Genomic DNA, 26247 nt, shown 5'->3' with positions numbered 1-26247 from the left:
CTGCCACACGGCGGCTCTAGAGGCCGCCAGTGTAGGATGCGTTTTCCATATACCGCTGTCAAGATTCTTCGCGCCGCTAGTCAGGCTTCACGGCGAATGGGTGGACACTGGGTGTTGCTATTAAAGCGTGAGCACCGTGGCCGCTTATGCTTTTTGGATTCGTCGAGCACGTCTCGCTAAGCGAATGCTATGATGGACTTTTCGGAAGCCTACAAATTGTTTTTGCGACTCATCCCACAGGCGGAAATTCAAAGATTTTAGGCTGGTGGCCAGGGTAACCGATGGAACATTTTGCAACGAAGTACATGTTTTTGCAGCCTTTTCAAGGTAGTAGTTGGGTATGCGTGGACTGAGGTGATGGATGTGATGATATCCAATATTCCCTGTCACCCATTGCAGGACTCTGGGAAGTTTATAGAAAGAACTCCCTTCCAACGCCGCATTCACATATTCCCACTCTTCGTCTTTCTCAAAGTACGTGTCTTCGAATTGATGTTGCACATAGAAGAGCCAAATACCAATCATTCCTGCAAGGTACAACATGGTCCCTTGAATGATTAAGACCTCTTTCCAGCCGAAGAAGTAGCACAAAGTTGCCACAATGAGGGCTAAAGCAGCGGTGGTCAAGTGCGTGTTCCAACGCTCCTTAGGTCGGGCACCTTTCGTGTTGTATCGGTATTCGACTAAATAGAGTTGCAATGGACCGAGTCCAAACATAACGAAAGGATTGCGGTACAGGCGATAGAATCTTTGCTGCCATTTGGAGCGGGACTGGTACTCTTCCACCGTTAAGGTCCAAATATCTCCGGTGCCGCGGCGCGAGAGATTGCCGCTGGTAGCATGGTGAATCCAGTGCTCATTCTTCCACCTATAGTAAGGAAAAAACGTGAGTAAGCCCGTGATAACGCCAAAAACTGTATTGGCACGTCTGCTGCGAAAAAATGCGTGGTGTGTGCAATCGTGAAACATAATAAAAATTCGCACCAGAAAGGCAGTTGCGGCAATGCTGAGTGCGACGGATATCCACAGAGAAATAGAGTAGGAGAAATACGCAGCTGCAACAATCAGGAGATAAGGGATGATATTACCAATAAATTGCAAACTACTTCTAGACCGACTTGGCAACGCGTACGGAGCGATGTCCGACTTCCATTCGCTTGCGTTTGGCATCATTTTCATAATTGGCATCCTTTCTCTTACAAACAAAACCGAGAAGAAACAGGGAGGAGAGACAAGAGGCGGTAGCCGATTTCCATAAACTATGCTACCTTAGGTGATGGCGGGATAAAATGAACCACAGTACCCAGTATGGCACATTTCGGGGTATTCAGCAAGGGGCATCGTTTGTGCCTTTTAAAATCTCATGGCCTTTTGGCATCACCCGCTTGATTGAGCAGACGGAATGGAGGCATGGGTGTGAACATGATTTTGGCCAAGTTTCCAAAGCAGAAATTTGCAACGTTATCGCTATCTCTTGTGAGTGTTTGTGTCTTAGCGGGGTGCGGCGTGCATACCTCTGGAAACCATAATGCCAATGTGGGCACGACTTCGTCAAAGGCCGTATCGGACACTGTCACCTCTCCTCTACACGCGTACCAAGACAAAGTGTCCTTCAAGATTGTGTATCCTCAATTGACGAGTGGATGGACCGTGGAGAGTCCTTCTGTATCGCCCGCTGATGGAAACAGTGTCGTAAAGCAGTTGTCCTTTTCGCTGACGAACCACACAGCCAACACAGCATTCCAAGTGATTGAAATGGGTGGAAAGGTAGAGGTTGGTGGCGGATCGGTCAATCGAACTGTCCGCATGGATGGCCGAACAATCACAGAGTCGTTCAATGCAGACGGGGAGTTGGTAGCGGCTTCATGGATGGTGCAAGGTACCAGCGTACAACTCATGAACCTGAATTTGAGCGGCGGGAAAAAGGCGACAACGGCGATGAAGTCGGCCATTCCCATGTTGTTGTCTTGAGTCAACTCGCACTGTGTCCGTTGCGGCGCCACGACTCGGCGCCGCAAAATCCATGGATATAAGACATCTGAGAAGACTCGCGCTTAACCGCGCATGTCGTCAAGCAACTGGTCGAGAATGTCGCTGTCCTCCAGCCCCGTTACGTCTCCTCGCACCTCGCCAGTCTGAATGATTTCGCGAAGCATTCGGCGAATAATTTTTCCAGACCGCGTCTTTGGCATAGCGCTGACAAAATGGATAGATGCTGGTCGTGCGAACGACCCGATGTCGGAAACGACCTTAGCCATCAGTTCCTTCGACAACGCCTCTTCGGCTGCAAAACGCGCATCGAGTGTCACGAAAGCGACTGGCACTTGGCCGCGAATGTCATCCGGTTGCCCCACGACTGCCGCTTCGACTACGGCTGGGTGTGCAATCAGCGAACTTTCCATTTCCATCGTGCTGATGCGGTGGCCGGAGACGTTGATGACGTCATCCACGCGACCCAGTACCCAGTAGTGCCCATCAGCGTCTCGGACGGCGCTGTCTCCCGTAAAGTAGGCGCCAGGGACTTGGCGGAAGTAGGAAGACAGATACCGATTGTGATCGCCAAAAATGTCTCTCGCCAAACTCGGAAAGGCATTTCGAATGACAAGATAGCCAGGCGTACCTGCGGGCACTGGCTGGCCGTCGCCGTCCACAATGTCGAGGTGGTGACCGAAAAACGGTACGCCGCAACTCCCAGGTTTCATGGATACGGCACCCGGCAGAGATGCGAGCGGAGTGCCGCCCGTCTCTGTTTGACCCCACGTGTTGTTAATGACGACCTTGCCATCGCCAAAAATGCTGCGCATGAAGTTCCACGCCTCGGGATTGAGCGGTTCGCCGACCGATGCGAGCAAGGTCACATGGGATAAGTCGTATTGTTGGGCGAGACGGGAGCCGTGTTTTAAGAGCATCCGGTAAGCCGTCGGAGCGGAAAAAAGTTTGTTGACTTGATAGCGTTCGACCATTTCATAGAGACGACCTGGGTGCGGATAATCGATGGCCCCCTCATACAGCAGGGTTGTGGTGCCGAGTGCGAGGCCGCCAACGAGTACGAAGATGTGAGACGTCAACCAGCCAATGTCTGCTGTGTTCCAGTAGACATCTTCCGCGTGGAGATCGAGTTGGTATTTTGTGTACGCGTATGTGCCGAGCAGAAACCCTCCGCCAGCGTGAACAATGCCTTTCGGTTTTCCGCTTGTTCCGCTCGTGAAAATGAGTAAACCGGGGTCATTCGGATCGAGCGGGAGCGCTGGAAAGTCGGCGGAAGCTCGCTCCATCTGTTCGCCATAATCCACATCTCGAACGGGAGTCATCGGCGTGTCTAGGTCAGGTACATGATGACAGACAACCACGTGTTCCACTTGCGTATCGCGCGCCAAGGCGGCGTCTACCGTCTCCTTTAAGGCAATGATTTTGCCTCGGCGATAGCTACCATTGGCGCAGATGACCGCTTTCGCACCGCTGGCGACTACCCGTTCGTGCAAAGCTTCTGCTGAAAACCCCGCAAACACCGTATTGTAGATGATTCCACTGCGAAGGCAAGCGAGCAATACAACGTAGGTCTCTAGTGAATTAGGCATGTAAACGCTTACCACATCTCCGGAACGAAGTCCCAAGGATTGAAGCACGTTCGCAAATTTGCATACTTCGCGATGGAGTTGCGCGTACGTTAAGGACGAGCGCTCGCCGCGCTCACCTTCAAAAAACAGAGCGACTTTATTTCTCGTATTTGGGTGTTCGGCATGGCGGTCCACACAGTTGTCGCAGACGTTTATTTTTCCTCCAGGGAAAAATGCGAAGTCCGGCAGGGCACCTTGGATGACTGTGTTTGCCGGATGAAACCATCGAAGTTCGGCTGCGATGTCCGACCAAAAAGCCTCAGGGTGCTCAAGTGATTGCTGATAGCGCGCTGCGTACTCTGCTTCGGACGAGATAAATGATGTGTTCCTGTACGCATCTGATGGATGAATAGGAAGAGAATTGCTGATAAAGGGAGGGAGTTCTGTCGGCATAACAATCGTCACCTCGTACAAACAGAATGGAATAGAGTCAACACGACAGCAAGGCGGCATAGTGCTCAAGCAGCATGACACAAGAAGCTGTCTCTGTTCTCTGAAAGTTACGTATAAGCACAGTATAGTCTAAATCACGAGCGTTGCATGAATGTTCAAATGGTATTTGTGAGATTCGGCGAATCGTGTTCTCCCTTCTCGATTCGCCGTGGCCACCTCTATCGCCGAGAACCCTAGATGCCGATGTTCATACGGCGTTCATAAACCTCCGTTATTGTGCGGAAGGAACGAAGAAGAGTGGATGGGGAGGAACAGAGATGAGCCGCGCGAGCAACAGCGAGATAAAGCGTGAATCCATGTGGGCTGTCGAGGCAGAAAGTTTGGTCAAAAGCTTCGGCACTCATCGGGCCGTGGATGGGATTCATATGCAGGTTCGCACAGGGACCATTTACGGCGTACTCGGCCCCAACGGGGCCGGAAAGACAACTACCATTCGCATGCTTGCCACATTATTAAAGCCAGACGCGGGGACTGCGCGCATCTTCGGGCATGACGTCGTGCGAGAACCGTACCGTGTTCGTCAGCTGATTGGCGTGACGGGACAATATGCCTCTGTCGATGAAACATTAAGTGCCACCGAAAATCTTGTGATTTTTTCCAGACTACTCGGGCTTAGTCGTTCGGACGCGAAGCGGAAAGCGGCAGAATTGTTGGAGGAATTCGATTTGGTGGAAGCGGCGAAACGACCGCTCAAGAAGTTCTCTGGAGGCATGCGTCGCAGGTTGGATTTAGCAGCGAGTTTAATCGCCCAACCGCCGCTTATCTTTCTCGATGAACCGACCACTGGGCTTGACCCCCGTACACGATCCCAGATGTGGGACACGATTCGAAGATTGGTGAAAACGGGATCGACCGTACTGTTAACCACACAGTATCTGGACGAAGCCGATCAACTAGCGGACCGTATCGCCGTCATCGACCACGGTCGAGTCGTTGCCGAAGGGACCGTGGATGAGTTGAAAATGTCGGTCGGTACATCCTCTTTGCAACTGCAGCTCAAGAATGCAGCAGAAATTCAAAGTGCGTGCCGGATGATTGAAAAGGTACTCGGCGTGAAGGCCATCGTCTCCTCAGAAGCAGGAGGAATTACGGCTCCAATGGCCGATGCAGACCGGGTGACTGATTTACTTCTGTATTTCCGTGAGTCAGGGATTGGCCTGGCTGAAATGAGTGTGCAAAAGCCGACGCTTGATGAAGTGTTTTTAACCATCACAGGACACGACACGGGGCAGAATTTAGGAAAGACACCGGAGGGTGCAGCCAGCGAGGAGGAGTTTCTATCATGAGTAGCCAACAAGCCATTTTGCCAGAGGTCGAGCCTTTGTTAAAAAACCGCGTGAGCCTAGGCCAGTCGGTACAAAACTCTTTGACCATGGCGTATCGAGGGCTCTTGAAACTTCGCCGTACGCCAGAGCAACTTATAGACGTCACATTGCAGCCCCTCATTTTCACGTTGATGTTCACCTATATCTTTGGTGGAGCTATTTCCGGGAATGTTCACAGTTATTTACCGGTGATTATTCCTGGTATCCTTGTTCAGACCGTCATTACCACTTCGGTTGTGACCGGTGTTCAACTGCGAGAAGACATGGATAAGGGCGTGTTCGACCGGTTCAAGTCTCTGCCCATTGCGCGTATCGCTCCGCTCGCCGGGGCACTGCTGGCCGACACCATTCGATATGCGATTGCCACAACACTTACCTTTACGATGGGATACATCCTGGGATATCGCCCAAGCGGAGGACTCGGTCATGTGGCTGTTGCCGCCGTACTGGTCATTGTATGCGCATGGGCAATGAGTTGGATATTCGCGTTCTTTGGCGTGATTGCTCGCACAGCCTCTAGTGTGCAAGGAATCTCACTGCTCATTTTGTTTCCGCTCACCTTTCTCTCCAATGCCTTTGTACCAGTCAAGACCATGCCGCATTGGCTACAATGGTTCGTCCACATCAATCCGCTCTCTCACCTGGTCAGCGCCGTGCGCGAACTCGCTGACAGCGGCACCATCGGCAGCAATCTGGGCATCTCACTCATCGGTGCCGCCGTGGTCGTGTTGATCTTTGCACCACTAACGGTTCGCAACTATATGCGGCGCGCATAAAGTCCTCATCGGATGGGCCGCCGCAACCGAATACGCGGCTGAGCACACCACTCCCATCCGCTTTACGACAGGAGTGGTGTCTGCGCGCGGGGTAGAGAGACGGTGAAGGTCGATCCGCCGTTGACGGCGCTCACCACCTGCACTGTGCCGTGGTGTAAGTCGACTATTTTTTTCACAATAGACAATCCTAGTCCGGCACCAGAGGTCACACGGGACGTATTGGCCTTGTAAAATCGTTCAAAAACCCGCTCTTGCTCCTCTTCCGTCATGCCCATCCCGGTATCCGTGATGCTTACCACTACCCCTTCCGCGGATACGTGTACGGAAATGTCAATGAAGCCTTGTTCGGGTGTGAATTTAATCGCATTGGATAGGATGTTCACCCATACTTGGCTCAACAAGTCTTTGTCCGCACAAATTTCGACAGAAGGTGCTTCAACCTGCACTTGAATGTGTTTGTCCGACCATGTTGGCTCACAAGCTAAAACGATATCTCGAATTTGTCGGTCTAGCCTGTAGGGCTCCGCGTGATACGGGTGATACCCGGACTCAAGGGACGTCAACTTCAACAGGTTGTCGCTCAACCGTGACAATCGTTTGCTTTCCGCTTCGATAATATTGAGATAGTGTTCCTGCTGCTCGGTAGACAAGTTCCCTTGTCGTATAGCAGCGGTAAAGCCTTGAATGGAGGTCAGGGGGGATTGAATTTCGTGCGACACATTTGAAATGAATTCCTGACGCATCTGTTCGAGCTCCGCCAATTCTTGCGCCATATTATTAATACTGTGGACAAGGAGGCGAATGGGGTGTTCCTGTCCTCCTGGCTCTCCTCGAATCATGTCCACATTCAAGCGAACATCAAAGTTGCCTTTGGACATATTTCGAAGCGCTTCGATCAGTGACTGCCACAGGAGTCGCTGTCGCGGCCGAACCAATCGATGAACCGCAGTGCCGAGAATGACCAGCAGGAGGAGAGTCATGCCGAGTGTTGTCATGTCACGCAGATACATCCCAAGTACCCAGTGAAACCGAGAAGTGAGCCATGCGGTAAGTAAAAATGATAGCGAGTAGACACTACCGATGCCGACCAACCCCAAAATCCACCAGGATGAGATGAGTCCGAATTGTTTGACTCGCCTGCGTAGCGCTTCGCGGCTCAAGAGAGTTCCTCCAGTCGGTAGCCCAATCCACGCACGGTGACCACGCGCCATGCACTGAGGTCTTCCGGGAATTTGTCGCGAAGGCGCTTAATGTGAACATCGACCGTCCGCTCATCGCCATCAAAGTCGTAGCCCCAAACGGATTCAATCAGTTCGTCTCGGGACAGTGTTCGCCCAGGATAGCTCATCAGCTTGAACAGTAAATCGAATTCCTTGGGTGGCAGTGAGACGGAAAGACTACGGCAAGTCACCATGCGCTCCTTTGCGTCGAGCGATACCTGCCCCACTTGTACGACCTGTTCTGTGACAATTCGGTATCTGCGCAGCAAAGCTTGGACGCGGGCGATCAACTCCTCCGGCTCGAACGGCTTCACCATATAGTCGTCTGCACCGAGGCGTAGTCCCCTCACCTTTTGCATCGTTTCCCCTTTAGCGGTCAACATCAGAACCGGTAACGAGCCTCCCCGACGGATTTCCGTGCACAATTCCCATCCATCCATTCCGGGCATCATGATGTCGAGTACGACGAGATCGATCCGGTGTGCATTCAAAATCCCGAGTGCCTGAACGCCATTCTCAGCCTCAAGCGTTGCCATGCCCTGCCGGCGAAGATAATGTGCGACGAGTTCTCGAATATGCTCTTCATCGTCCACAACCAACACAACAGCCATTGTTTCGCGGGTCCCTTCTTTCTCTGCATCAGCCGCTGGGAGGCGGATGAGCGTATGGCAAACTATTGTCTTCCCAGTATATCGCTCGAATATGAACACGCTATGAACGGTGCGCAGGATTTTGCAGTATGTCGGCGCTGACCGTGTCAAACGCTTCTTCGTGCGCGGCGCTAACACAATGCCAACAGGCGCTGCGTCTGATGTCTTAAGCCGCTCAAGACATGCTATCATGTGGAAATGAAAGAACTGTATGAAGGGACTGTGTATTATGGCTGAGCTTGTTTGAGAAGGAGATAGAGTCGTTTTACAAATTGGAGGTGACATATGAACATTCGTTTGCTGCATGAGTCTGACTCTCTGGCTTATCAAGCAGTAAGGTTGCTTGCGTTAAAGACTGATCCGGATTCCTTCGGATCGACATATGAGCAAGAAGCTGTAAGACCTCTAGAAAAATTTGCTGAGAGGATTCAACATACGGAAAACCAGTTTACGGTGTAGAACCCCATGCATTGAAACATGACGGACAGTATGTTGATGAAGATTTGATGATTCTGAAGCTATCGAATTCAGGCGAAAGCGGGCGGACACTTTCACGCTCAGGTCTGTGAACCGATTTGGAGGTCTTTGGGGCGCCGAATAGGACTGCGTTAGAATCCGTTCCGTCACCTCAGCACGTTCAGGATGGAGGTCATGACATGAGTAAAATCACAAACATCGAATTTTTTCAGTACTACTCTGGGCTTACCGAAGGGTTACTGGAACACCTTGTCGATGAGCATTTGCAATATCGCCCTTATGCGTCCATGAAAACTTTGGGAGAAGAGCTTCGTCATATCGCGGATTCCCGCGAAATTTATCTGCGGGCGATGGTTGATGGCGTGGGTCCATCGTGGAAAGAAAAGCGTATGGATCCGGAGATGGCAGTCCGTGTCGCAAACCTTAAGGCTTACTTTGAGGAACTAAGTCAACGTTTTAATGCTTTTTTTGCATCCGAAGTGGATTGGAGCAAAGAAGTACCGTGGAAGGGTATGGGCGACGACCTAGATGTTGAAGCGTGTCTCGACTGGCTGACGCACTTCGAATGTACTCATCAAGGGATTGTAAGTGTCTATTTAGTAGGGCTGGGAATTCAGTACAATATTTCAGGTTGAGACTGCAGAAGGCGTCTTTCAGTCGAGCACAATTGCGCCTTGAATAAATTCGGAATGCACTTAAACTAAGTTCCTTCTTGACAGTATGTCAACGCAGAGTGGCACAATGTGGATTCCTCTATCGAAGCTAGCCATTGAAGAATCATGACATGGCTAGCTTGCTTTTTGTCCCTGTAGCCGCTAGAATACTTTCATGCTTTATCTTATTAGAGAAGTAAAGTAGGGCGCTGTCCTGCTTTTGGCGATTGCAAGGGTTGAGTGGAATGTGTGGATGGCCGTCATTGGAAGGAGATTGATTGGCATCGAGCAGTGGATGGAATTTGCTGATAAGCCACTTGGCATGCAGGATGGCTATGCAGGTTTTGCGAAGCAGCGCCGCGTTCTCGAATCGACCATCGTACGGCACTTGGAACGAGAAGGTCACGAGTTGGTCAGTTGCGGCGCTTTTGAATATGTGGAGACGCTTCTGCGAGCCCGACCCGTCGGCCCTCTGGAACAGTGGGTGCAGTGGGTGGATGCTTCCGGTCGCGCGGTGGCGCTCCGACCGGAAATGACACCCTCTATCGCGCGCATGGCCGCGCCGCTCGTTTCGTCTGGGCAGCGGTCGCTTCGGTGGAGCTATGCGGAGAGAGTGTATCGCCGCGTGGCTGCGCCGACGGCCTCGCTGCAATTTGCTTCGGGCAGTGTCCGGGAATCCACTCAAGTGGGTGTGGAGTGGATTGGAGGCAGTGGTGTGTTGGCCGATGTGCGTCTGCTGGAATTGTGTCACTCGGCACTCCGTGAGGCAGGTCTGGCACAGGCGCACACGGTTCTGTCGCATGCGCGCATTGCGCCACTGTTCCTGGCTGCGGTAGGGATTTCGCAGGGACTCGTGGCGCAGTTACTGGCGCTGCTCCACGCTGGGAAATACGTCGACTTTGAGGAATTGGCTGGTTCCACGCCAGTGCACGGTGGGCTATTGTCGGCCCTCAGGAAACTGCGCCCGGAGCAGCCGCGTTCTCTGGAAGACGTGTTTGTCACCTTCGGAAAAAGGGTGTCTCCTTCGAGCGACTTGGTCGCAGCCTGGTCTGAGTTGGTCGAACTGGCGGCGCGCATGAGGGAAAGTGGTCTTTCGGCAGACATGACGTTTGACCTTACGTTTCACCGCGATGTCGCCTATTACACGGGGCTCATTTTCGAGACATTCGCTCCCGGGGTAGGTGTGCCCATCGCGCTTGGCGGTCGGTATGACCATCTCTTGCAACAATTTGGAGCCGAGGCACCAGCCGTCGGATTTGCGTTTGAACTGGAGCAATTGATGGAGGCAAAAGGAATGGCCATCGGCTGGAGCACGCGCGCGGGGGTGGCGTCATGCTGACCGTCGCGCTTGCCAAGGGCCGGACTGCCGAAGACCTCGTTCCGCTCTGGCGCGAATCGCTGTTGCCGTGCCCTGAAGACGTGCTGAGCAGTCGCGCCCTCGTGTTTGAAGTCGACTGGCCTCCCGGTGAGCGTATTCGCTTCCTGCTCGCCAAGCCGATGGATGTCCCCACTTATGTGTTTTATGGCGTCGCGGATCTCGGTGTGGTCGGCAAAGACATTCTGCTCGAGCAGGAGCGCGCCGTCTACGAATTGCTCAATCTCGAAGTCGCCCGCTGTCGCCTTTGTGTGGCCGGTCGGCCCGAGCTTGCGGCAGAAACGCCGCAGCGCGTAGCCACAAAGTATCCCCGTCTCGCTGAGTCGTATTTTCGTCGTCAAGGACAAGTGGTCGATCTCGTAGAACTCGGCGGTAGCATTGAACTCGCAGCCGTGATTGGTCTGACCGACCGAATCTTCGATCTCGTTCAAACTGGCGCTACTTTGGCCGCGAACGGTCTCACGGTGTTCGATGAAGTGGAGCAGATTTCTGCACGCCTGATTGTCAATCGGTCGAGTTATCGATTGAAATCGACGGAAATTGCGACGGTGGTCGAGGGGTTGACGGCGGCAGTCCGAAGGAGGCGTGTGCATGCTTGACATCGCGCGGGGATTGGCTCGAGAGTTTTCGTGGACGCGGATGCTCGGCGGCGATGAGCCGGATTTGAGTGCGACCGTCGCCCGCATTGTGGAGGCGGTGCGCCGCGAGGGAGATGCGGCGTTGCAGCGCTTCTCCAAAGAATTCGACAGGGTTTCGAATGTTGGTGCTGACAACCTGCGTGTACCGGACGAAGTGGTGGAGGCTGCCCATCTGGCGGTGCCTTCCTCCGTTCGTGCGGCGCTGTGCGAAGCTGCGGAGCGCATTCGCGCGTTTCACAGCGCGGTATTGCCTCAACCCACGGAGGTGGTCGGAAGCCATGGAGAGCGACTCGGAATGGTGTGGCATGCCCTCGGTCGCGTTGGTGTCTATGCACCGGGAGGTCGTGCCGCGTATCCGTCTACCGTGTTGATGAACGCCATCCCGGCTCAGGTGGCGGCAGTCCCCGAAATCGTCTTGGTTTCTCCGCCTGCATCGCCGTCGCCGTGGCCGCATCCACTCGTGTTGGTGGCTGCCCAACTGGCGGGCGTGACCGAAATCTACGCGGTCGGTGGCGCACAGGCAATCGCTGCTTTGGCTTACGGGACGGAAACGATTCGCCGCGTCGACAAGATTGTCGGTCCCGGCAATCGCTACGTGGCCTCTGCCAAACGGCTCGTGATGGGGGATGTGGGGTTGGACTCGATTGCCGGTCCGAGTGAAGTTTTCGTGTTAGCGGACAAGACAGCGCAGGCGAGAGTCATCGCCGCAGATGTGTTGGCACAAGCCGAGCACGATGAAGATGCAGGGTGCGTAGTCCTCGCAACGGATCGCCCCCTACTCGACGAGGTCGCTCTGCAACTGGAGGTACAGCTCAGTCGCCTGCCGCGCCGCGAGATTGCGGCGGCCTCGTTGTCCGCTGCGGGTGCGCTACTCTACGCGGAGACGATGGAGGAAGCGCTCGGCGTGGTCGAGCGCGCAGCGCCGGAACATGTGGAGCTTCTCGTTGACGACGCTCGCCGTTATCTGCCGCGCTTGCGGACGGCTGGCGCGGTGTTTGTCGGCATGCACACGCCGGAAGCTGTCGGGGACTACTTCGCGGGACCAAACCACGTGTTGCCGACGCACGGGACTGCTCGCTACGCGTCCGGGCTGTCGGTGCACGATTTTCTGCGGCGCAACACGTACGTCGAATACACGGCGGAGGCTTTGGCAGCGCACGCGGATGCAGTCGTGACTTTGGCACGGGCAGAAGGATTGGATGGGCACGCAGCATCGGTTTGCTGCCGCGTGGCACCGGATTGGGGAGATGGAAAGCATGAGTGACACAACTGCCGCACCGCGCTTGGCGCATATTGCGCGGGCCACGTCGGAGACGGAGATTGACTTGACGCTGGCACTGGATGGAGATGGCACCGCGCAGCTAGAGATGCCCATCCCATTTCTGCGCCACATGCTGCAACTGTTTGCGGCACACGGTGGTTTTCGGCTGGACGTCCTGGCGCAGGGAGACACGGATGTGGACGCACACCATTTGACGGAGGACATCGGTCTCTGTCTTGGCCGCGCATTGCGCGTGGCGCTCGGGGACAAGAGTAGGATTGCCCGCTATGGAGAGCGCCACGTGCCGATGGACGAAACTCTGGCGCGCGCCGTCGTCGACATCTCGGGACGCAGCGCATGCGTCCTCCAAGCACAATTTTCGCGCGATCTCGTTGGCGATTTTCCGACCGAATTGGTGTTTGAATTTTTTAAGTCGGTCGCCAATGAAGCAAACATGGCCATTCATCTCGCCGTTCTCTACGGAGACAACACCCATCACCAAGTGGAGGCACTGTTTAAAGCGTTTGGCCGCGCTTTGGCCGAGGCGGTGACGGTTCCGTCGGCGCTACACAGCGAACTGGGTGGCGTCTCTTTGGGACCGTCGGTTCCCAGCACGAAAGGTCTGGTGGAGTGGTGATTTTTATTTTCGATCTCGGCATTGGCAACTTATCGAGTGTCCAGTTTGGTTTTGAGCGGTGCGGGGAATCTTCAGTGCTGATTGCATCTGGCACAGACTGGTCGGAACAACTTGCCGTCTGGGGGCTGCCGCAAGCGGTCATCTTGCCGGGAGTCGGGGCATTTGGAGACGCCATGTTCCAACTGAAAGCACGAGGATTGCTGACTCCGCTCCGCAAGGCGGCACGGTCGGGCGTGCCTTTGCTCGGCATCTGCCTCGGTATGCAACTCCTGTTCGCCACTTCGGAAGAGAGTTCGGGCAGTGTGGGACTTCACCTTCTGGAGGGGAATATCCTCCGTTTGCCGAGCGGATTCAAAGTGCCGCACATGGGCTGGAACAGTTTGGAGCGCATGCGGCCTCACCCTCTCGTCGAAGGCTTAGACGAAGGGGAGTATGTCTATTTCGTCCACTCTTTCTACGCCGAGGTGCCCAACCCCAAAACAGTCGTGTCGGTGACGCCGTACGCAGGTGTGGAGGTGCCGGCTATCGTCGCCGAGGGCAACCTTTGCGGAACCCAATTTCATCCTGAAAAAAGTGGCCCAATTGGGCACCGCATCTTGCAGAACTTCGTTTATTGGTCCCGCGGAATTCATGAGCGCATGAGAGAGGAAGGTAACGATGTTCTCCAACTTTGACGTGTTTCCGGCGCTCGACTTTCTCGACGGGTACTGTGTGCGGCTCAGTCAAGGCAACTTTTCCGAAGGCCAAAGGGTCAGTCCCAATCCGCTCCACACGGCAGAGCAATTTCTCGGGGCCGGAGCGCGGTGGTTGCACATTGTCGACCTCAACGCCGCGCGCACTGGCGTCCCTTATCACGAGGCGCAGATTGCCGAGTTGGTGAGGACGGCGGCGACGTTTGGTGCACGCGTGCAAGTGGGGGGTGGCGTGCGCAGTTTGGAACGGATCGGCCAGTGGCTAAAACTCGGCGTGGCGCGTTGCATTGTGGGCACGGCGGCACTAGAGCCCGACTTTATGGCGGAGGCGGTCCGGGAGTTTGGCGCGGACGCGGTCGTTGCGGGCTTGGATGGGCGCGATGGCCGGTTTTCGGCGATGGGGTGGGAGGAGCAGACGACGGTCTCGCTCGTCGACTTGGCCGTCCGACTCGCAGCGGTTGGGGTGACTGGCGCCATCGTGACGGACGTTCGCCGCGACGGTATGGAGGCGGGGGCCAATCTGGATTTGGCCGCGCAGTTGCAACAGGCTTCCGGACTCGCGGTGGTCGCCTCGGGTGGCGTGACGACGGTTGCTGACATTCGTGCGGCGAAAGCGGCCCAACTCGCCGGTGTGGTGGTTGGAAAGGCGCTCTACAGCGGGCGCTTAACCGTGAACACGGCACTGGCGGCAGCTCTAGAGGAGGTAGCGCCACCATGCTGACGAAGCGGATCGTCCCGTGCTTCGACGTTGACGGCGGTCGTGTTGTCAAGCACGTCGGTTTCCTCGAGCAGCGCCAAGATGCGGGCAGTCCGCTTGAACTGGCGCGGCGATACTGTGACGAAGGAGCGGACGAACTGGTTCTGCTCGATATCTCTGCGTCTGAACAGGGCCGGCTTGCAACGCGGCGCGTGGTTGAAGAGGTGGCCACGGCCATCAACATTCCGCTGACGGTCGGTGGGGGCGTGAGCCGTATCGAGGATGTGCGCGAGCTGCTTCTTGCTGGTGCCGACAAAGTGTCCATCAATACGGGAGCCGTACGCCAACCCTCTCTTATTGGCGAAGCTGCTCATCGTTTTGGGGAGCAGTGCATCGTGGTCGCCATTGACGCCAAAAAGCATCCTGAGACGGGACAATATGAGGTGGTCATCGAAGGGGGCAAGCGCAGCACCGGCCTTGAAGTGGTCGAGTGGGCTAAACGCGTAGGCAGTCTTGGCGCTGGTGAAATTCTGCTCACGTCGTTTCGCCAGGATGGCACGCGCCTTGGGTTCGATGTCGCTTTGACCCGCGCCGTCTCTACTTCCGTATCGGTGCCGGTGATTGCCAGTGGCGGTGCGGGAAAGCGTGAGCACTTTTACGAGGTCCTGACGGAAGGGATGGCGGACGCGGCCCTGGCAGCCAGCGTTTTTCACTTCGCGGAAACCTCCATCGCGAGCGTCAAAGCACACTGTCAACAGAGGGGGGTGTTGATGCGATGGACAACCACGATACCACGATGACTAAGATGCTCGCCACCGTGCGCTATGACGCTAGGAGCGGACTCGTCCCCGTAGTGGTTCAGGAGGCAAGCACAGGTGCGGTGTTGACGTTGGCCTACGCCAACCGCGAGGCGGTCAAGCGAACCTTGGCGAGTCGCGAAGCTTGGTTTTACAGTCGGTCTCGGCGCGAACTATGGCACAAAGGGGCGACTTCTGGGAACATCCAGAAAGTTCTTGAGGTGCGGGTCGACTGTGACGGAGACGCGTTGCTCTATTTGGTCGCAGCCCATGGTCCCGCGTGCCACACGGGTGCAAGTTCCTGCTTTTTCACCAACGTCGTTTCAGACGAAGCGTACCCTGGAGCACTCCTAGGCGAGTCTTCCGATTTCAACGGCAACTCTCTAGAGCAACAGGACGAGGGAGGCGCGGGAGAAGCCATCGCAGGCGCCGCTTCGACGGCTGCGGACCAGAACGAGAATTTTCCTGTAGACTTTGAGGCACTCGCAAAATTGTGGGATACTATAGTAGCTCGGGACAAGGAGCGTCCATCTGGTAGCTATACGTCACTGCTGTTTCAGCAAGGATTGGCAAGAGTGGCGAAAAAAGTGGGAGAAGAGGGCGTCGAAGTGGCACTGGCCGCCGTTCAAACTGGCGCGCCAAAGCCGTCGCCGACCCATTTGCCCGATAAAGAGGCGGGACATGCCGCATTTATGCATGCCGAATTGGCGCATGAAAGTGCAGATTTGCTTTACCACCTGCTGGTCCTCTGGCGTATTGCTGGGGTGGCGCCGACCGAAGTGCTGAATGTCTTAAGGAGCCGATCTCGTTAATGCAACCGGAACCTCCCCAATCGGCTGCAAGCGCCTCGCGCTCTCGCGAGGCGCTTGGTCTGTCTGCGGTGATTTTTGTCAATTTGTTGTGGGCCATGAGTTTTCCCGCCACGGCGATTGCTGTGCGCACGATTCCGTCCATTTTGCTGACGCTCATTCGCCTCGGCGTCGCCACGCTGGTTTTGTCTCCGTGGTGGTGGTTTGGCGGAGGGCGCCGCCTATGGAACAAGCGCATCTTGTTACTTGCCGCTTTTCTTGGGGTGATGGGATTTACGTTTCCAGTCTTTCTCGAGACCGACGGATTGCGATTGTCGAGTCCGGCCATCGCAGCGATTGCCATTGCAATGGAGCCACTCTTCACTACGGTCCTGTCGGCCATAGCCTCGCGCGAGCGCTTACCGCTCCGACGATGGCTGGCGCTGCTCTTGGCACTCATTGGGGCGTACGCGATTGCTGGTTTTCCTCGTCCGGGAAATCCAGGATATTTAGCAGGAGACCTCTTAATGATGCTCGCGGTCATGTGCTACGCTATCTATAATGTCTATTCTAAACGTCTGACGGACAAAGTGGATTCCATGCCCGCCGCAGCCTCCGCGCTGACTTTTGGCTTTTTAGGGACCATCCCGCTCTGGTTCTTGGCAGGGCAACCTCTGGTTCGAGTGTGGACTTCAGCGGGCATCTTCAGCACCGGGTATTTGGCTCTGTTGTCGACTGCCGGCGCGTATGTCCTGTGGAATCTCATTTTGCGTGTATTTCACGTCTCGTTTGCCGCCCTGTTTCTCTACATGCAACCCGTCTTCGGTGTGCTTTTGTCCGTTCTTATCGTCCATGTAGCTCCGGAATGGTATTTTTACATCGGAGCAGTCATTATCTTGTTCAGCATATTTCTCGGCAGAACGAAGCGAGAGGAGACGACACAATGAATCCCTTTGTCCACACCTGCATTTCTCCCCATGGTTTTGAAATCATCCCTAACCTTGACGTTGCAAACCACGCTGGTATCCTGCGATTGCGCCAAGCGCTCGAAAAACAGGGGGCACAGATGGAAGAGGCCAAACCCGATGCGTTGGTCGTCCTGACGCCCCATGGATTGCGAATTGCCGACCACTTTTCGATTGGTGTCAGTGAGTGGATGCGCGGTTCGGCCGAATACGAGGGAAAGCAAGTCATGATGGAGCAAAAAGTTCATCGCTCGCTGGCGCGGGGTATTGCCCGTCATGCCGCAGAACGGCGCCTTCCGGTGGCTGCTGTCAACTTTGCGACGGCTGAAGGGCCGCTGTCGTCTCTGCCTCTCGATTGGGGCAGCATGGTACCTCTCTGGTTCATGCCGGATGTACCGATTGTCGTCATTACCCCGTCACGGGACGTGCCCGTGGACATGCATATCCAGTTTGGCCATGCCTTGGCAGAGGTTGTTTCTCAGTCCGAACTGCGTGTCGGTCTCATTGTTTCTTGTGACTGGGCGCACACGCACGAAGCAACGGGACCCTACGGATATTCGGAGACAGCAAAGCATTTAGATAAAGAAGTGCGAGAGATTGTCCAGACCGGAGATTGGGAGCGTCTCGCACAGTTTGACAGAGACTTTGTGGAGGCGGCAAAGCCAGACGGCATTAGTCAAATGCTCATCGCCTCTGGGGCTATTTTGCGTGAGGACCGCTCCCTCGATGCATTCACTTACGAGTGCCCCACATACTTCGGCATGCTTGTGGCCGGACTTGCTCGACCGAAAACGCCTGTTCTCTAGAGAACGGGCGTATGTCGAAACGGGTCTCTGATGCCTTGGTATTGGGCCAGTGCCGCATGGATTTCGTTTGGTCTGCATCCAGAAAAATGCTGGTTCACTGTGCCGTTTGTCTTGATTGAAGGGAGCCTGTGCCATACGTACACACTCCCTTTTTTCACAGCCATGTGCCCTATGTCTTGATTGAAGGGAGCCTGTGCCCCCTCGCGGACTTAATCCGGGACGTAAAGTCCTCCGTTTATTACATAACCCGGCAATTCTGTAGGCGGTGTGTCGTGAAAATGTGCTCGCTCCGCAGAGGGACTGGGGAATTCGACCCATGCCGTGGTCAGCGGGCTGTGCAACATTGCCATAATGCTCGTCAGCAATTTTTGCTGTTCGTCGGCTGCAGCCGAACCTTGAGTGGTTGGGAACTCTGCTGCATAGAGCAGCGATTGCGGATAGTCGCCGTGATTCATGATGGCTGGATTCATGACCCAAGACTGTGCACCGCCGTTATCGCCATCCGCTGTGTCTTGAGAGACGGTCACGTTCCATGTGTCTGCGAGCCCGGTTGCCGCAGCTTTTTGAAGTGCGCGCAACGTCTCTAACATCGAGGTCGTGTCTTTCTGCACATTCGCTGCTGGTTCCGGCTGTAAAACCGGCACCGTCAAGGATGCCGCCGGATTGGCAGGTAGATTGCCAAGCCATTCGCCAATCCCGATGAGGACACTGGTTCCGTCCTTCGCAAAGAGCGGGGCCTGTGTCCATGTGTAGAGGGGAGAAGTCTCTCTCGGAATGGGATAGACGACCGCCTGCTGTGTCACGACATTGACCGCGACAATCCGGTTCCAATATCGATAATGCCATGCGAAGGTGTGGAGCGGTGAATGAGCAGGCCCCTTAAGCGCAAGCCAAACCCAGTGTCCCGTCTGACCCAGCACACGATTGTCCAACTCGCCTGGATTATCCATCTCCGGGTTCATCCCGGAGGAGTACATGGGTATGCTGGATGGGATAGGGACAGAGGTCGTGCTTTGTACAAGCGTCGCCTGAACGGGTTGACCAATTTGGTGGATGGTAAAATGGAGGCTCCAGTCACCTCCGGCGGGTAGCATTTGTGCGCTCACCGATTGCGATTCCTTTTGAGCATTGCTCAACTCGGACGAGGCGAGAGAGTAATCTGCTTCTCCCATGAGGGTATGGTCGTAGGAAGTACCTTGTTTGGTCAATGCCTCGAAGCCGAGGTGTACCCAAGGTGACATCGTTTGCGAATGGGTATTGTCGATGATAGTCATATTCCAGACCTGCACTGGACGTCCAAATTGTGTACTGGCGTCAAGATACGTCCAGCCGTAAGGTGGAGGCGTTGACGGCAATTCGGTTAAGGTGACCTTTGTATTGGCCGCAGCACCTTGACCGGACTGGTGGTTACCCACCTGAGTGGTCGGTGGCGAGGTCTGCTGGTTCTGCGCTTGTGGCTTGGCCGTAGGCGTTGTGGCGCAACCGGCAACCAGCGCCAGCAAACTCCCGCTTACAGTCCACGCGACAATTTTCTTTGGCCAAGTGTTGGACAACTGGGCCGGTTGCTGTGGTTTCACGACCATTCATCCTCTCTTCCACTGTAGTCTAGCAGAATCTAACCAATTCGTCTGCCCGCATGGTTTTATCTGCTTCAACGAGGACTATCAAAAATTCACTTCTTGATGGTCAATGGTAAATGGTGTCTTGTGCTTTGACTTGTAATCTGGTCGTACAGAAGGTAGGCTTGGGAGGAAGCCTACAACAGCGCCAATCGCTCGCGTTGCAGCGAGAGAGACCAAACGTCGATGGAGGTTCATCATGCGAAAATCATGGATATTGGCTACCTGTATGTGTGCTGCGAGTCTCTTGGCGATTTCTGGGTGTGGTGCGGTGGTCGATGCTCGTCCGCTCGAGGCTCACGCTCCCCACGGCGGATTTAGCGAGTCGCCCAGTGCCACTCATGGGGTGCTAAGTTCCGTTCTCTTTCGGGTTAGCGGCACGGTTACCAAAGTGGAGAAGTCGTCGGATAAGCTTCAGTACATCTTGCTAAAAGTCACCAAAACATACAATGACGCAGACGGGCCGTCACCATTTTCAACGGGATCGACCATGAAATTTGACTTCGACGAGTCTCTCAGCAAATTGGGGAAGAGTCATTTGAAGCCGGGAGAACATATATTGATTCAATTTGGTCGCTTTAAGGTGCCCGGTCATACCTCAGTCGTGCTCGGTAGCAACTTTGGCTGGGTGAAAGTTATCAAAAAGGGCTGATATCGCTTCCGGCGACGTGAGCGCGCATCAAAGGGTAACCCATGTTTCGACCAGATACACTCTGTTCGAAACATGGGTGTTTTTGTTGCCCGCAGTGGCGGCGTCTTGAGTCAGTCCAGGTTTTCGACCGTCACGGGTTCAATCGGATCTGCGGGAGTATATCCAAAAATCTTGCCGTAGAAATAGAACTCCGAGTCGAGGGCGTGTTTGATGTTTTGTGCCATGCGAAAGCCATGTCCTTCGCCCTCGTAAGCGACATATGCCACGGGAAGTTTCTTGTTGCGGAGTGCTTCGACCATCAACTCTGCTTGGTTAGGCGGCACAATTTTGTCGTCCAAGCCCTGAAAAAATATCACTGGGCAGGACAGTTGGTCGGTAAAGTGAATCGGTGACCGTTGGTAGTACACATCTTTGGCTGCCGGGTAAGGGCCGAGCAGGCTGTCCATATAGCGCGACTCGAACTTGTGCGTCTCTTGGGCGAAAATCTCCAACTCGCTGAGTCCAAAGTAGCTCGCGCCCGCTTGGAACACATCGCAAAAAGTCAGTGCGGCCAAGGTTGTATAACCGCCCGCACTGCCACCAGCGATGGCAATTCGCGCTCCGTCCACGTCCCCGCGCTCGACTAAATAAAGCGCTGCGTGAACACAATCGTCCACGTCTACTATGCCCCATTGTCCCTTTAGTCTGTCTCGATACTCTCGTCCATATCCGGACGACCCACCGTAGTTGACATCGACCACGGCAAATCCGTGACTCGTCCAATACTGGGTGGACAGGTTGAGGGCGGAGCTAGAGGAACTCGTGGGCCCGCCGTGTACATGAACCAACAGAGGCGGTTTTTCACCGGCTGGTGCCGTGAAGTCTGGGTTGTGTGGAGGGTAGTAGATAGCATGTGCTGTTTTTCCACCTGTGGTCGGAAATTCAATCGACTCTGGTTGCGACAGATAATCCTGAGACACGGTCAATTCGGCGGATGTGCGCAAGATGTTAGGATGCTTGCCGTCTGCATCACTTTCGATTAAAACCGAAAATGAACTCGGAGAGGCTGCCAGATAGACGAGTTTCTGGCCATTGCTGTGAATGGAGCCGAATACGGTGTATGGGCTGTCCAGGCGATGAATTTCGCCGCTTGCCGTGTCCAACTCCGCGAGATACCACGTGCCGTTTTGCGTATAGCTGCAAACGATGGTGTCCTTGTTGACAAAGTCGTAGTGCGACATCCCAAAGACCCAGCTCGGCGAGCTGAACTCCGCTTCCATCGGGCAGACAGCAGACGTGCTGTCGCCATCCCAGCGATAGAGATTCCACCAGTTGGAACGGTCCGATATGTAGTACAGATGACCGTCTGGAGACCAAACGGGCTCCACAACCGATTCACCTTTCCCACCGGCCACCTTCCGTTCATTGGTCAGAGCGCCATCCTCCGTCAGGTCGGCTATCCATAGTTCCGTTTCGTCCCAAGGCATGTTGGGGTGGTTCCAAGTGGTCCAGCAGAGGTGCTGACCGTCGTCGCTCAGCCGTGGATTCGAATAGAAGTCGTTGCCGGAGACGATGATTTTTTCGTCGGATCCGTCGAGGTTCATCCGCACCAGTGTTGTTTCTGCGAAGATAGCGGACTTGGTGTGGTCTTCGCGGACGCCTATCCAGTGTTTGCGCCGACCGTCGACAATGCCGTCGGCATATCGGTGATTTCCGTCGTCCGTCAACTTTCGGATATCGCCATCGGCAGTTCGCACATAGAGCAGGTTGTCTGCAAAGTTGGAGAAGTAGAGATTTCCTTCATGCGCGGTGAACGCACCACCGCCATACTCGTGAACGCGAGTCCGCACGTTGAATGGCGCGGGCGTGCATTCGTGGATGCGGCCGTCCCTCGATTGACAAAAGACGGTGTTGCGCCCAGCTTCGCTCGGATGTGCTTCGGCAAAGAAGAGGTTGTCTCCATCCAGTTGGACTGAGACGAGAGGCGTGGTGCCTTGCACCACCACATCGGAGGTAATCGGTGATTTCCAATTTCCGTAAGGTGCTGTCGTCGTTTCAGACATCGCATGGCCTCCTCGCATCGAGTTGCTTTACTATTATCTGCGTTTTCCCTCTTGACTCGCAAATGAAGAGACACGCCGGCGGGTTCACTCACATCCCGTCGGACACGTCTCTGTCCAATTCTCATCTCGAGGCCTACTCTCGGGCAACGTGTCAGTTGACCGTCCAGCACTGAAACTGAGGATAGCCGACGGAAGCATTAGCGTACTGCACGCTTCCATGCACGTTGGCGGCGTGAACAGCGAGAGTGGCAAGATTGTCTCCCCACAAAAAGGGCAAGTGTTTCGCCGTAAAGTTTTCGTACGCGTAAAAGTGCTTTAATGTCTCGTGTTCCGTTGGATAGGGAACGTGAGTGGCCGCGATGAGGGCATTTTCTGTTGCGTTGTTGTAACCGTCCCCTGCTGGAGCGGTCGTCGCAAACAGCTGACCACCCGTCGGATAAAAACCAGGACCGTTATAGTACCAGCCGGTACCAGTGGCAATCTGCCACGTGCCCGGATTTTTTAAGTCGTGCACTTCACTCACGAAAGTGCTGAATGGGAGCGGGCGCAGTGTGATGTCAATGCCTTCCTTACCCCAATTCTGTTTCATAAGAATCGCTTGGTCGGTGGACGCCGTGCTACCACTCACATAGGTCATGACAAATTGAAGTTTTTCGCTCCCTTTGGTCATGACGCCGTTCACCTCTTTCCAACCGTGCTGCTCCAGTAGTGCCTTGCCCTTTTCCGGGTTGTATGGATAAGGGTTGGTTTGTAAAGCGGGATCGAGAAATTGCGTGGCAGGCGTCGTTGGAATGGGTCCATCGGACGGAGCAGCGTAGCCGTGGTAAATGTCTTTTGCGACTCCAGCATTGTCGAGACCCATTTGCATCGCTTGGCGAATGTAGAGATGGCGGAAAATTTTCGCCGTGGTCGAGCCGGGCAGCATGTTCACTTTCGTGAAATACATGGCCAGTGCGTATTCTGGCGTGATGACGTCACCCATGGATTTTAAGGCTGGTTCTGACCCGTATTGAGAGAGGTCTAAATAGCCGACATTGACCGACCCCGTTTTTAACGCGGCAAATTCGGCAGAACTAGAGCCTTCGTACTCGAAGACGAATTTTTTCAAGGTACTTTTGTGCCCGTCATAGTGTGGATTGGGGACTAATGTCCAAGCCTGGTTAGGGATGGCACTGACCAACTCGAATGGACCGTCGACGATTTTATTAAAGGACGGCTTCGTCGCATTGTCGCCGAGATATTGAATTTCTTTATCGATGTTTTTGTGAATGTCCATTTCACTGGCAGGTAGTGGCACAATTTGCACCAGACCATTATAGATAAACCATTCTTGGTTGGCAGGCTTCTTGAGGGTCACCGTCAATTCGTACTTGCTGTTCTTGACAAAACTCTGGATGCCGTTCGGAATGTCGCCAGTGCCTACGCCGACATAGGGCCATGGCGCTGGTGCATTCGCGGCGGAAGCCGCCTTGATGACCTTCCAGGTAAATAAAACATCGTCGGCCGTTACTGGCTGGCCATTCGACCAATGCCACTTTGGATTGAGGTAGATGTGGTAGACAGTCCCTTGCTTGTTGTACGTGATTTTGCGAGCTAAAGACGACTTCCAGTCAATTTTGTATTCGCTGTTGATCCAAATCAGAGGCTTGTACATCTGCTCAGAAATTTCTGTATTGACGGTGGTGTCGTTGGTGCCGTTGATAATCGGCAGGTACCACGTGATATTCGTCTGTGGCGCCAGTGCGTAGGTGAGCGTTCCATGACTGGATGCTGTGCTGCTCGTCTTTGCTGTCGGACTGGTTGGCTTACTGCTCGAGTTTGCAGCGGAAGTTCCGCATCCACTGACGGTGAAGGCAACTCCAAGCGCGATTGCACCAGTCATTCCCATTTTAAATTTTCTGAGGTTTTTGACATTTTTCGTTGTTTTCACCAGAGAACGCTCCTTTCGCGCCGAGGTAGGGCCATTCATTGTATTTATGAATGCCTAATGACGGTCGATGACGGCCCGTCGATGACGGGCACTGCTCATACAGAGTACCGATTTCAATCGGTATGAAAGCTATTCTAACATGTCGGTCAATGCGGTACGGCAGCTTTGGCAGACTTCGACCTCTTTAAAAGTCTGCAGATTTTCAAGTTCGCCGCAGAAGACACATCCGGATGAATGCTTGCGAAGCATAATTTGAGCGCCGTTGGTGAAGACCTGCATGGGTGTGCCGACCGGAATATCGAGCACCGTTCGAAGTTCTTTGGGCAGTACGACTCTCCCGAGTGGATCGAGCGGGCGTGTCATCCCCGTGTTTTTCATGGTTTTCTCCTCCATGCTTTTCAATGTTAAATCTATTACATGGTATCACAAGTCCGCTCAAAACGAGGGACGATTGCTAGTTGGTTGCGGACATTTGGTTGACCCGTGGTGCTCTATGTGTCAAGACTTTCGTGTTGCGTGTAGTGCCAGTTGTTCTCAGGACGCAATCTGTGCGATATAATAGAGTCACGATGTTCTTAGTACCTGGTACTAATTCGCCTCCGGGGAATGGAGATGCACAGTGTCCAAAGAGCGCATACTGCAATTTGACGTCGTGGTTGTGGGCGGCGGCTCAGCGGGTGTTGCGGCGGCAGTGGGGGCTGCATCGATGGGAGCAAAGACACTCATTATCGAGCAGAATGCCTATTTTGGCGGTGCGGCGACGCACAGTTCCGTCATGACATACTGCGGATTTTACGCACAAAAAGAGCCGATGGAGCAGGTCGTTGGCGGCGTGGGTGACATGGTCTTGCGGGGACTGCAAGACCAAGGTAGCTTTCAGGGCCCTATTCGCAATCCAGCCTCGGGCAATATCATCGCCTTGATTGATGCAGAGGGCACCAAATACGTACTGGACCAGATTCTCGTCAACGCTGGCGTCACGCCCCGGTTGCACTGTCAGGTCGTCGGAGCCGTCACTAAAGACGGCCATCTTGAAGCCGTTGAGTGCTATCACCATGGAGGGCGGTGGATGGTCGAGGCAGCCGCTTTCGTCGACGCCAGCGGAGATGCGGACTTGACGGCCGCAGCGGGCGGTCAAGTGCGGTACGGAGATGGCGAGGGAAACGTCCAGGCAGGTACACTTGTCATGCGGATTGGCGGGGTACCGCGCGAGATGGTGGTGCGTCGGGATATTCTCACGAGGGTGGTTCGGAGCGCCAAGGAAGAAGGCCATTTGCGTCTCTCGAAGGAGAGAGGCATGACCATCCGCTTGCCGCTGTCGGGAGACATATTGGCTCTGCTCGTCGATGAAGCAGTCAACGGCTTAGACTCGGCGAGCTTGACGGATGCCGAGATGTCGGCGCGCCGACAAGCATGGACTTATTTAGAATTGATGAAGAAATATCTGCCTGGTTTTGAAGACGCATATCTCGTTCAAACGGGACCGTCCATAGGCATTCGCGAGACGCGCCACGTGCTCGGTGAAGTTGTTCTGAACGGAGAAGATGTTCTGTTTGGTGTGCGGCGTGCCGACGCGGTAGCTCGCGGTGGTTGGCCCGTAGAAGTGCAGCAACCAGGGGAGCGCGCTGTCTACTCACAAATTAAGGATAAGTCGTTTTATGATATTCCGCTAGGAGCGCTGAAAGTCAAAGAAGTACACAATCTTTGGTGTGCCGGTCGAATTTTGTCCTGCGATGCCACCGCATTCGCATCGGCACGCGTCATGGGCACAGCATTTGCCACAGGGCACGCGGCGGGCGTGGCGGCAGCGCACCATGCATCGTTTGGAAGCGTATCCGTCGCCTCCGTTCAGCGGGAGCTGTTGCGGCAAGGGGCCATCCTTTGAGGCGCATTTGGAGGGCATTCTCAGGTACGCAAAGTTCGCGGTTCGTCAGGTCAAGCAACCTCTTGTCAGTCGGAAAGAGATTTGCTAAACTCCATGCTAATGAGAATATTGAAAAGAGGCGCTAGGGGTGCTGAGAGGCTGAGAGGCGAGAGTCGCCAACCCTTGAGACTCGATCTGGGTAATGCCAGCGAGAGGAAGTGCCACGAACGGAGAGTCACACCTCTTTTCACGCAGCGGCGCGAAGAGGTGTTTTTTGTCGCCGCAGCGCCCATCTCAGAGAATCCAGAAGGAG

At 54.6% G+C, this 26247-nt stretch carries 25 protein-coding genes and 1 riboswitch; of the genes, 17 read left to right on the top strand and 8 right to left on the bottom strand.

The window, feature by feature from the left end; all coding sequences use genetic code 11:
* Nucleotides 1-144: 144 nt before the first annotated feature.
* Nucleotides 145-1179 carry a Delta(5) desaturase DesA gene (gene desA / locus M4I36_RS10925; RefSeq protein WP_258111774.1) on the bottom strand — a complete coding sequence of 345 codons (1035 nt, stop codon included), beginning with the start codon at nucleotides 1177-1179 and terminating at the stop codon, nucleotides 145-147.
* A gap of 237 nt (nucleotides 1180-1416) precedes the next feature.
* Between desA and M4I36_RS10920 the strand changes: the two genes are divergently transcribed.
* Complete coding sequence (locus tag M4I36_RS10920; protein ID WP_258111773.1) at nucleotides 1417-1971, top strand: hypothetical protein; 555 nt, start codon at nucleotides 1417-1419, stop codon at nucleotides 1969-1971.
* An 83-nt stretch (nucleotides 1972-2054) separates the two neighbouring features.
* Here the strand turns inward: M4I36_RS10920 and acs are convergent, their stop codons facing one another.
* Nucleotides 2055-4010 carry an acetate--CoA ligase gene (acs, locus tag M4I36_RS10915; protein ID WP_258111772.1) on the bottom strand — a complete coding sequence of 652 codons (1956 nt, stop codon included), beginning with the start codon at nucleotides 4008-4010 and terminating at the stop codon, nucleotides 2055-2057.
* Between the two features lie 317 nt (nucleotides 4011-4327).
* Here acs and M4I36_RS10910 point away from each other — a divergent pair, with 317 nt between their 5' ends.
* Both M4I36_RS10910 and M4I36_RS10905 read left to right on the top strand, forming a co-directional pair.
* A complete protein-coding gene (locus M4I36_RS10910) occupies nucleotides 4328-5356 on the top strand; it encodes an ATP-binding cassette domain-containing protein (RefSeq protein WP_258111771.1) in 1029 nt (342 codons plus the stop codon).
* Nucleotides 5353-6171: an ABC transporter permease gene (locus M4I36_RS10905; RefSeq protein ID WP_258111770.1), complete on the top strand. Its 819-nt coding sequence runs from the start codon at nucleotides 5353-5355 to the stop codon at nucleotides 6169-6171. Before M4I36_RS10910 ends, M4I36_RS10905 begins: the two co-directional genes overlap by 4 nt.
* A gap of 62 nt (nucleotides 6172-6233) precedes the next feature.
* Here M4I36_RS10905 and M4I36_RS10900 read toward each other — a convergent pair whose 3' ends face one another.
* Nucleotides 6234-7331 (bottom strand): sensor histidine kinase, encoded by a 1098-nt coding sequence (locus M4I36_RS10900; RefSeq protein WP_258111769.1) that lies wholly within the window; start codon nucleotides 7329-7331, stop codon nucleotides 6234-6236.
* Entirely contained in the window at nucleotides 7328-8002 is a 675-nt protein-coding gene (locus tag M4I36_RS10895) for a response regulator transcription factor (RefSeq protein ID WP_258111768.1), read from the bottom strand. The genes M4I36_RS10900 and M4I36_RS10895 overlap by 4 nt, the downstream gene beginning before the upstream one ends.
* Before the next feature lie 324 nt (nucleotides 8003-8326).
* Between M4I36_RS10895 and M4I36_RS10890 the strand changes: the two genes are divergently transcribed.
* From M4I36_RS10890 to M4I36_RS10835, 12 genes are all read left to right on the top strand, one after another.
* The gene (locus M4I36_RS10890) at nucleotides 8327-8500 is read left to right on the top strand and encodes a hypothetical protein (RefSeq protein ID WP_258111767.1); all 174 of its coding nucleotides are present in this window, start codon (nucleotides 8327-8329) and stop codon (nucleotides 8498-8500) included.
* Nucleotides 8501-8697: 197 nt separating this feature from the next.
* On the top strand, nucleotides 8698-9153 hold the full coding sequence (locus M4I36_RS10885; RefSeq protein ID WP_258111766.1) for a DinB family protein: 456 nt from the start codon (nucleotides 8698-8700) through the stop codon (nucleotides 9151-9153).
* 238 nt (nucleotides 9154-9391) lie between these two features.
* Complete coding sequence (locus M4I36_RS10880; protein ID WP_258111765.1) at nucleotides 9392-10510, top strand: ATP phosphoribosyltransferase regulatory subunit; 1119 nt, start codon at nucleotides 9392-9394, stop codon at nucleotides 10508-10510.
* Nucleotides 10504-11145: an ATP phosphoribosyltransferase gene (hisG, locus tag M4I36_RS10875; protein ID WP_258111764.1), complete on the top strand. Its 642-nt coding sequence runs from the start codon at nucleotides 10504-10506 to the stop codon at nucleotides 11143-11145. The genes M4I36_RS10880 and hisG overlap by 7 nt, the downstream gene beginning before the upstream one ends.
* On the top strand, nucleotides 11138-12448 hold the full coding sequence (gene hisD / locus M4I36_RS10870) for a histidinol dehydrogenase (RefSeq protein WP_258111763.1): 1311 nt from the start codon (nucleotides 11138-11140) through the stop codon (nucleotides 12446-12448). The genes hisG and hisD overlap by 8 nt, the downstream gene beginning before the upstream one ends.
* Nucleotides 12441-13082: an imidazoleglycerol-phosphate dehydratase HisB gene (gene hisB, locus M4I36_RS10865; RefSeq protein ID WP_258111762.1), complete on the top strand. Its 642-nt coding sequence runs from the start codon at nucleotides 12441-12443 to the stop codon at nucleotides 13080-13082. Before hisD ends, hisB begins: the two co-directional genes overlap by 8 nt.
* The gene (gene hisH, locus M4I36_RS10860; protein WP_308661205.1) at nucleotides 13076-13756 is read left to right on the top strand and encodes an imidazole glycerol phosphate synthase subunit HisH; all 681 of its coding nucleotides are present in this window, start codon (nucleotides 13076-13078) and stop codon (nucleotides 13754-13756) included. Before hisB ends, hisH begins: the two co-directional genes overlap by 7 nt.
* Complete coding sequence (locus tag M4I36_RS10855) at nucleotides 13740-14495, top strand: 1-(5-phosphoribosyl)-5-[(5-phosphoribosylamino)methylideneamino]imidazole-4-carboxamide isomerase (protein WP_258111761.1); 756 nt, start codon at nucleotides 13740-13742, stop codon at nucleotides 14493-14495. Before hisH ends, M4I36_RS10855 begins: the two co-directional genes overlap by 17 nt.
* Nucleotides 14489-15271: an imidazole glycerol phosphate synthase subunit HisF gene (gene hisF, locus M4I36_RS10850; protein WP_258111760.1), complete on the top strand. Its 783-nt coding sequence runs from the start codon at nucleotides 14489-14491 to the stop codon at nucleotides 15269-15271. Before M4I36_RS10855 ends, hisF begins: the two co-directional genes overlap by 7 nt.
* 5 nt (nucleotides 15272-15276) lie before the next feature.
* Nucleotides 15277-16080 (top strand): bifunctional phosphoribosyl-AMP cyclohydrolase/phosphoribosyl-ATP diphosphatase HisIE, encoded by an 804-nt coding sequence (gene hisIE, locus M4I36_RS10845; RefSeq protein ID WP_258111859.1) that lies wholly within the window; start codon nucleotides 15277-15279, stop codon nucleotides 16078-16080.
* A complete protein-coding gene (locus M4I36_RS10840) occupies nucleotides 16080-17003 on the top strand; it encodes a DMT family transporter (protein ID WP_258111759.1) in 924 nt (307 codons plus the stop codon). Before hisIE ends, M4I36_RS10840 begins: the two co-directional genes overlap by 1 nt.
* Nucleotides 17000-17827 (top strand): DODA-type extradiol aromatic ring-opening family dioxygenase, encoded by an 828-nt coding sequence (locus tag M4I36_RS10835; protein WP_258111758.1) that lies wholly within the window; start codon nucleotides 17000-17002, stop codon nucleotides 17825-17827. The genes M4I36_RS10840 and M4I36_RS10835 overlap by 4 nt, the downstream gene beginning before the upstream one ends.
* Before the next feature lie 209 nt (nucleotides 17828-18036).
* Here M4I36_RS10835 and M4I36_RS10830 read toward each other — a convergent pair whose 3' ends face one another.
* Nucleotides 18037-19404, bottom strand: coding sequence for a hypothetical protein (locus tag M4I36_RS10830; RefSeq protein WP_258111757.1), 1368 nt, complete (start codon nucleotides 19402-19404; stop codon nucleotides 18037-18039).
* A gap of 241 nt (nucleotides 19405-19645) precedes the next feature.
* Here M4I36_RS10830 and M4I36_RS10825 point away from each other — a divergent pair, with 241 nt between their 5' ends.
* Nucleotides 19646-20098, top strand: a complete 453-nt coding sequence (locus tag M4I36_RS10825; protein WP_258111756.1) for a hypothetical protein — start codon at nucleotides 19646-19648, stop codon at nucleotides 20096-20098.
* Between the two features lie 110 nt (nucleotides 20099-20208).
* Here the strand turns inward: M4I36_RS10825 and M4I36_RS10820 are convergent, their stop codons facing one another.
* The 3 genes from M4I36_RS10820 to M4I36_RS10810 all read right to left on the bottom strand — a co-directional run bounded on the left by M4I36_RS10820 (nucleotide 20209) and on the right by M4I36_RS10810 (nucleotide 24448).
* Nucleotides 20209-22140 (bottom strand): S9 family peptidase, encoded by a 1932-nt coding sequence (locus M4I36_RS10820; RefSeq protein ID WP_258111755.1) that lies wholly within the window; start codon nucleotides 22138-22140, stop codon nucleotides 20209-20211.
* A 151-nt stretch (nucleotides 22141-22291) separates the two neighbouring features.
* Nucleotides 22292-24070: a peptide ABC transporter substrate-binding protein gene (locus M4I36_RS10815; protein ID WP_258111754.1), complete on the bottom strand. Its 1779-nt coding sequence runs from the start codon at nucleotides 24068-24070 to the stop codon at nucleotides 22292-22294.
* 129 nt (nucleotides 24071-24199) lie between these two features.
* Nucleotides 24200-24448, bottom strand: coding sequence for an AbrB/MazE/SpoVT family DNA-binding domain-containing protein (locus M4I36_RS10810; RefSeq protein ID WP_258111753.1), 249 nt, complete (start codon nucleotides 24446-24448; stop codon nucleotides 24200-24202).
* Between the two features lie 241 nt (nucleotides 24449-24689).
* Here M4I36_RS10810 and M4I36_RS10805 point away from each other — a divergent pair, with 241 nt between their 5' ends.
* A complete protein-coding gene (locus M4I36_RS10805) occupies nucleotides 24690-25955 on the top strand; it encodes an FAD-dependent oxidoreductase (protein ID WP_258111752.1) in 1266 nt (421 codons plus the stop codon).
* Nucleotides 25956-26068: 113 nt separating this feature from the next.
* A riboswitch (TPP riboswitch) is annotated at nucleotides 26069-26168 on the top strand.
* Nucleotides 26169-26247: the final 79 nt, after the last annotated feature.

This window comes from Alicyclobacillus sp. SP_1, from assembly GCF_024706985.1.
In the GTDB taxonomy this organism is placed as follows: Bacteria; Bacillota; Bacilli; order Alicyclobacillales; family Alicyclobacillaceae; genus Alicyclobacillus_I.
The sequence above is the reverse complement of the archived record's forward strand: the minus strand, read 5'-3'. Positions and strand labels throughout refer to the sequence as shown.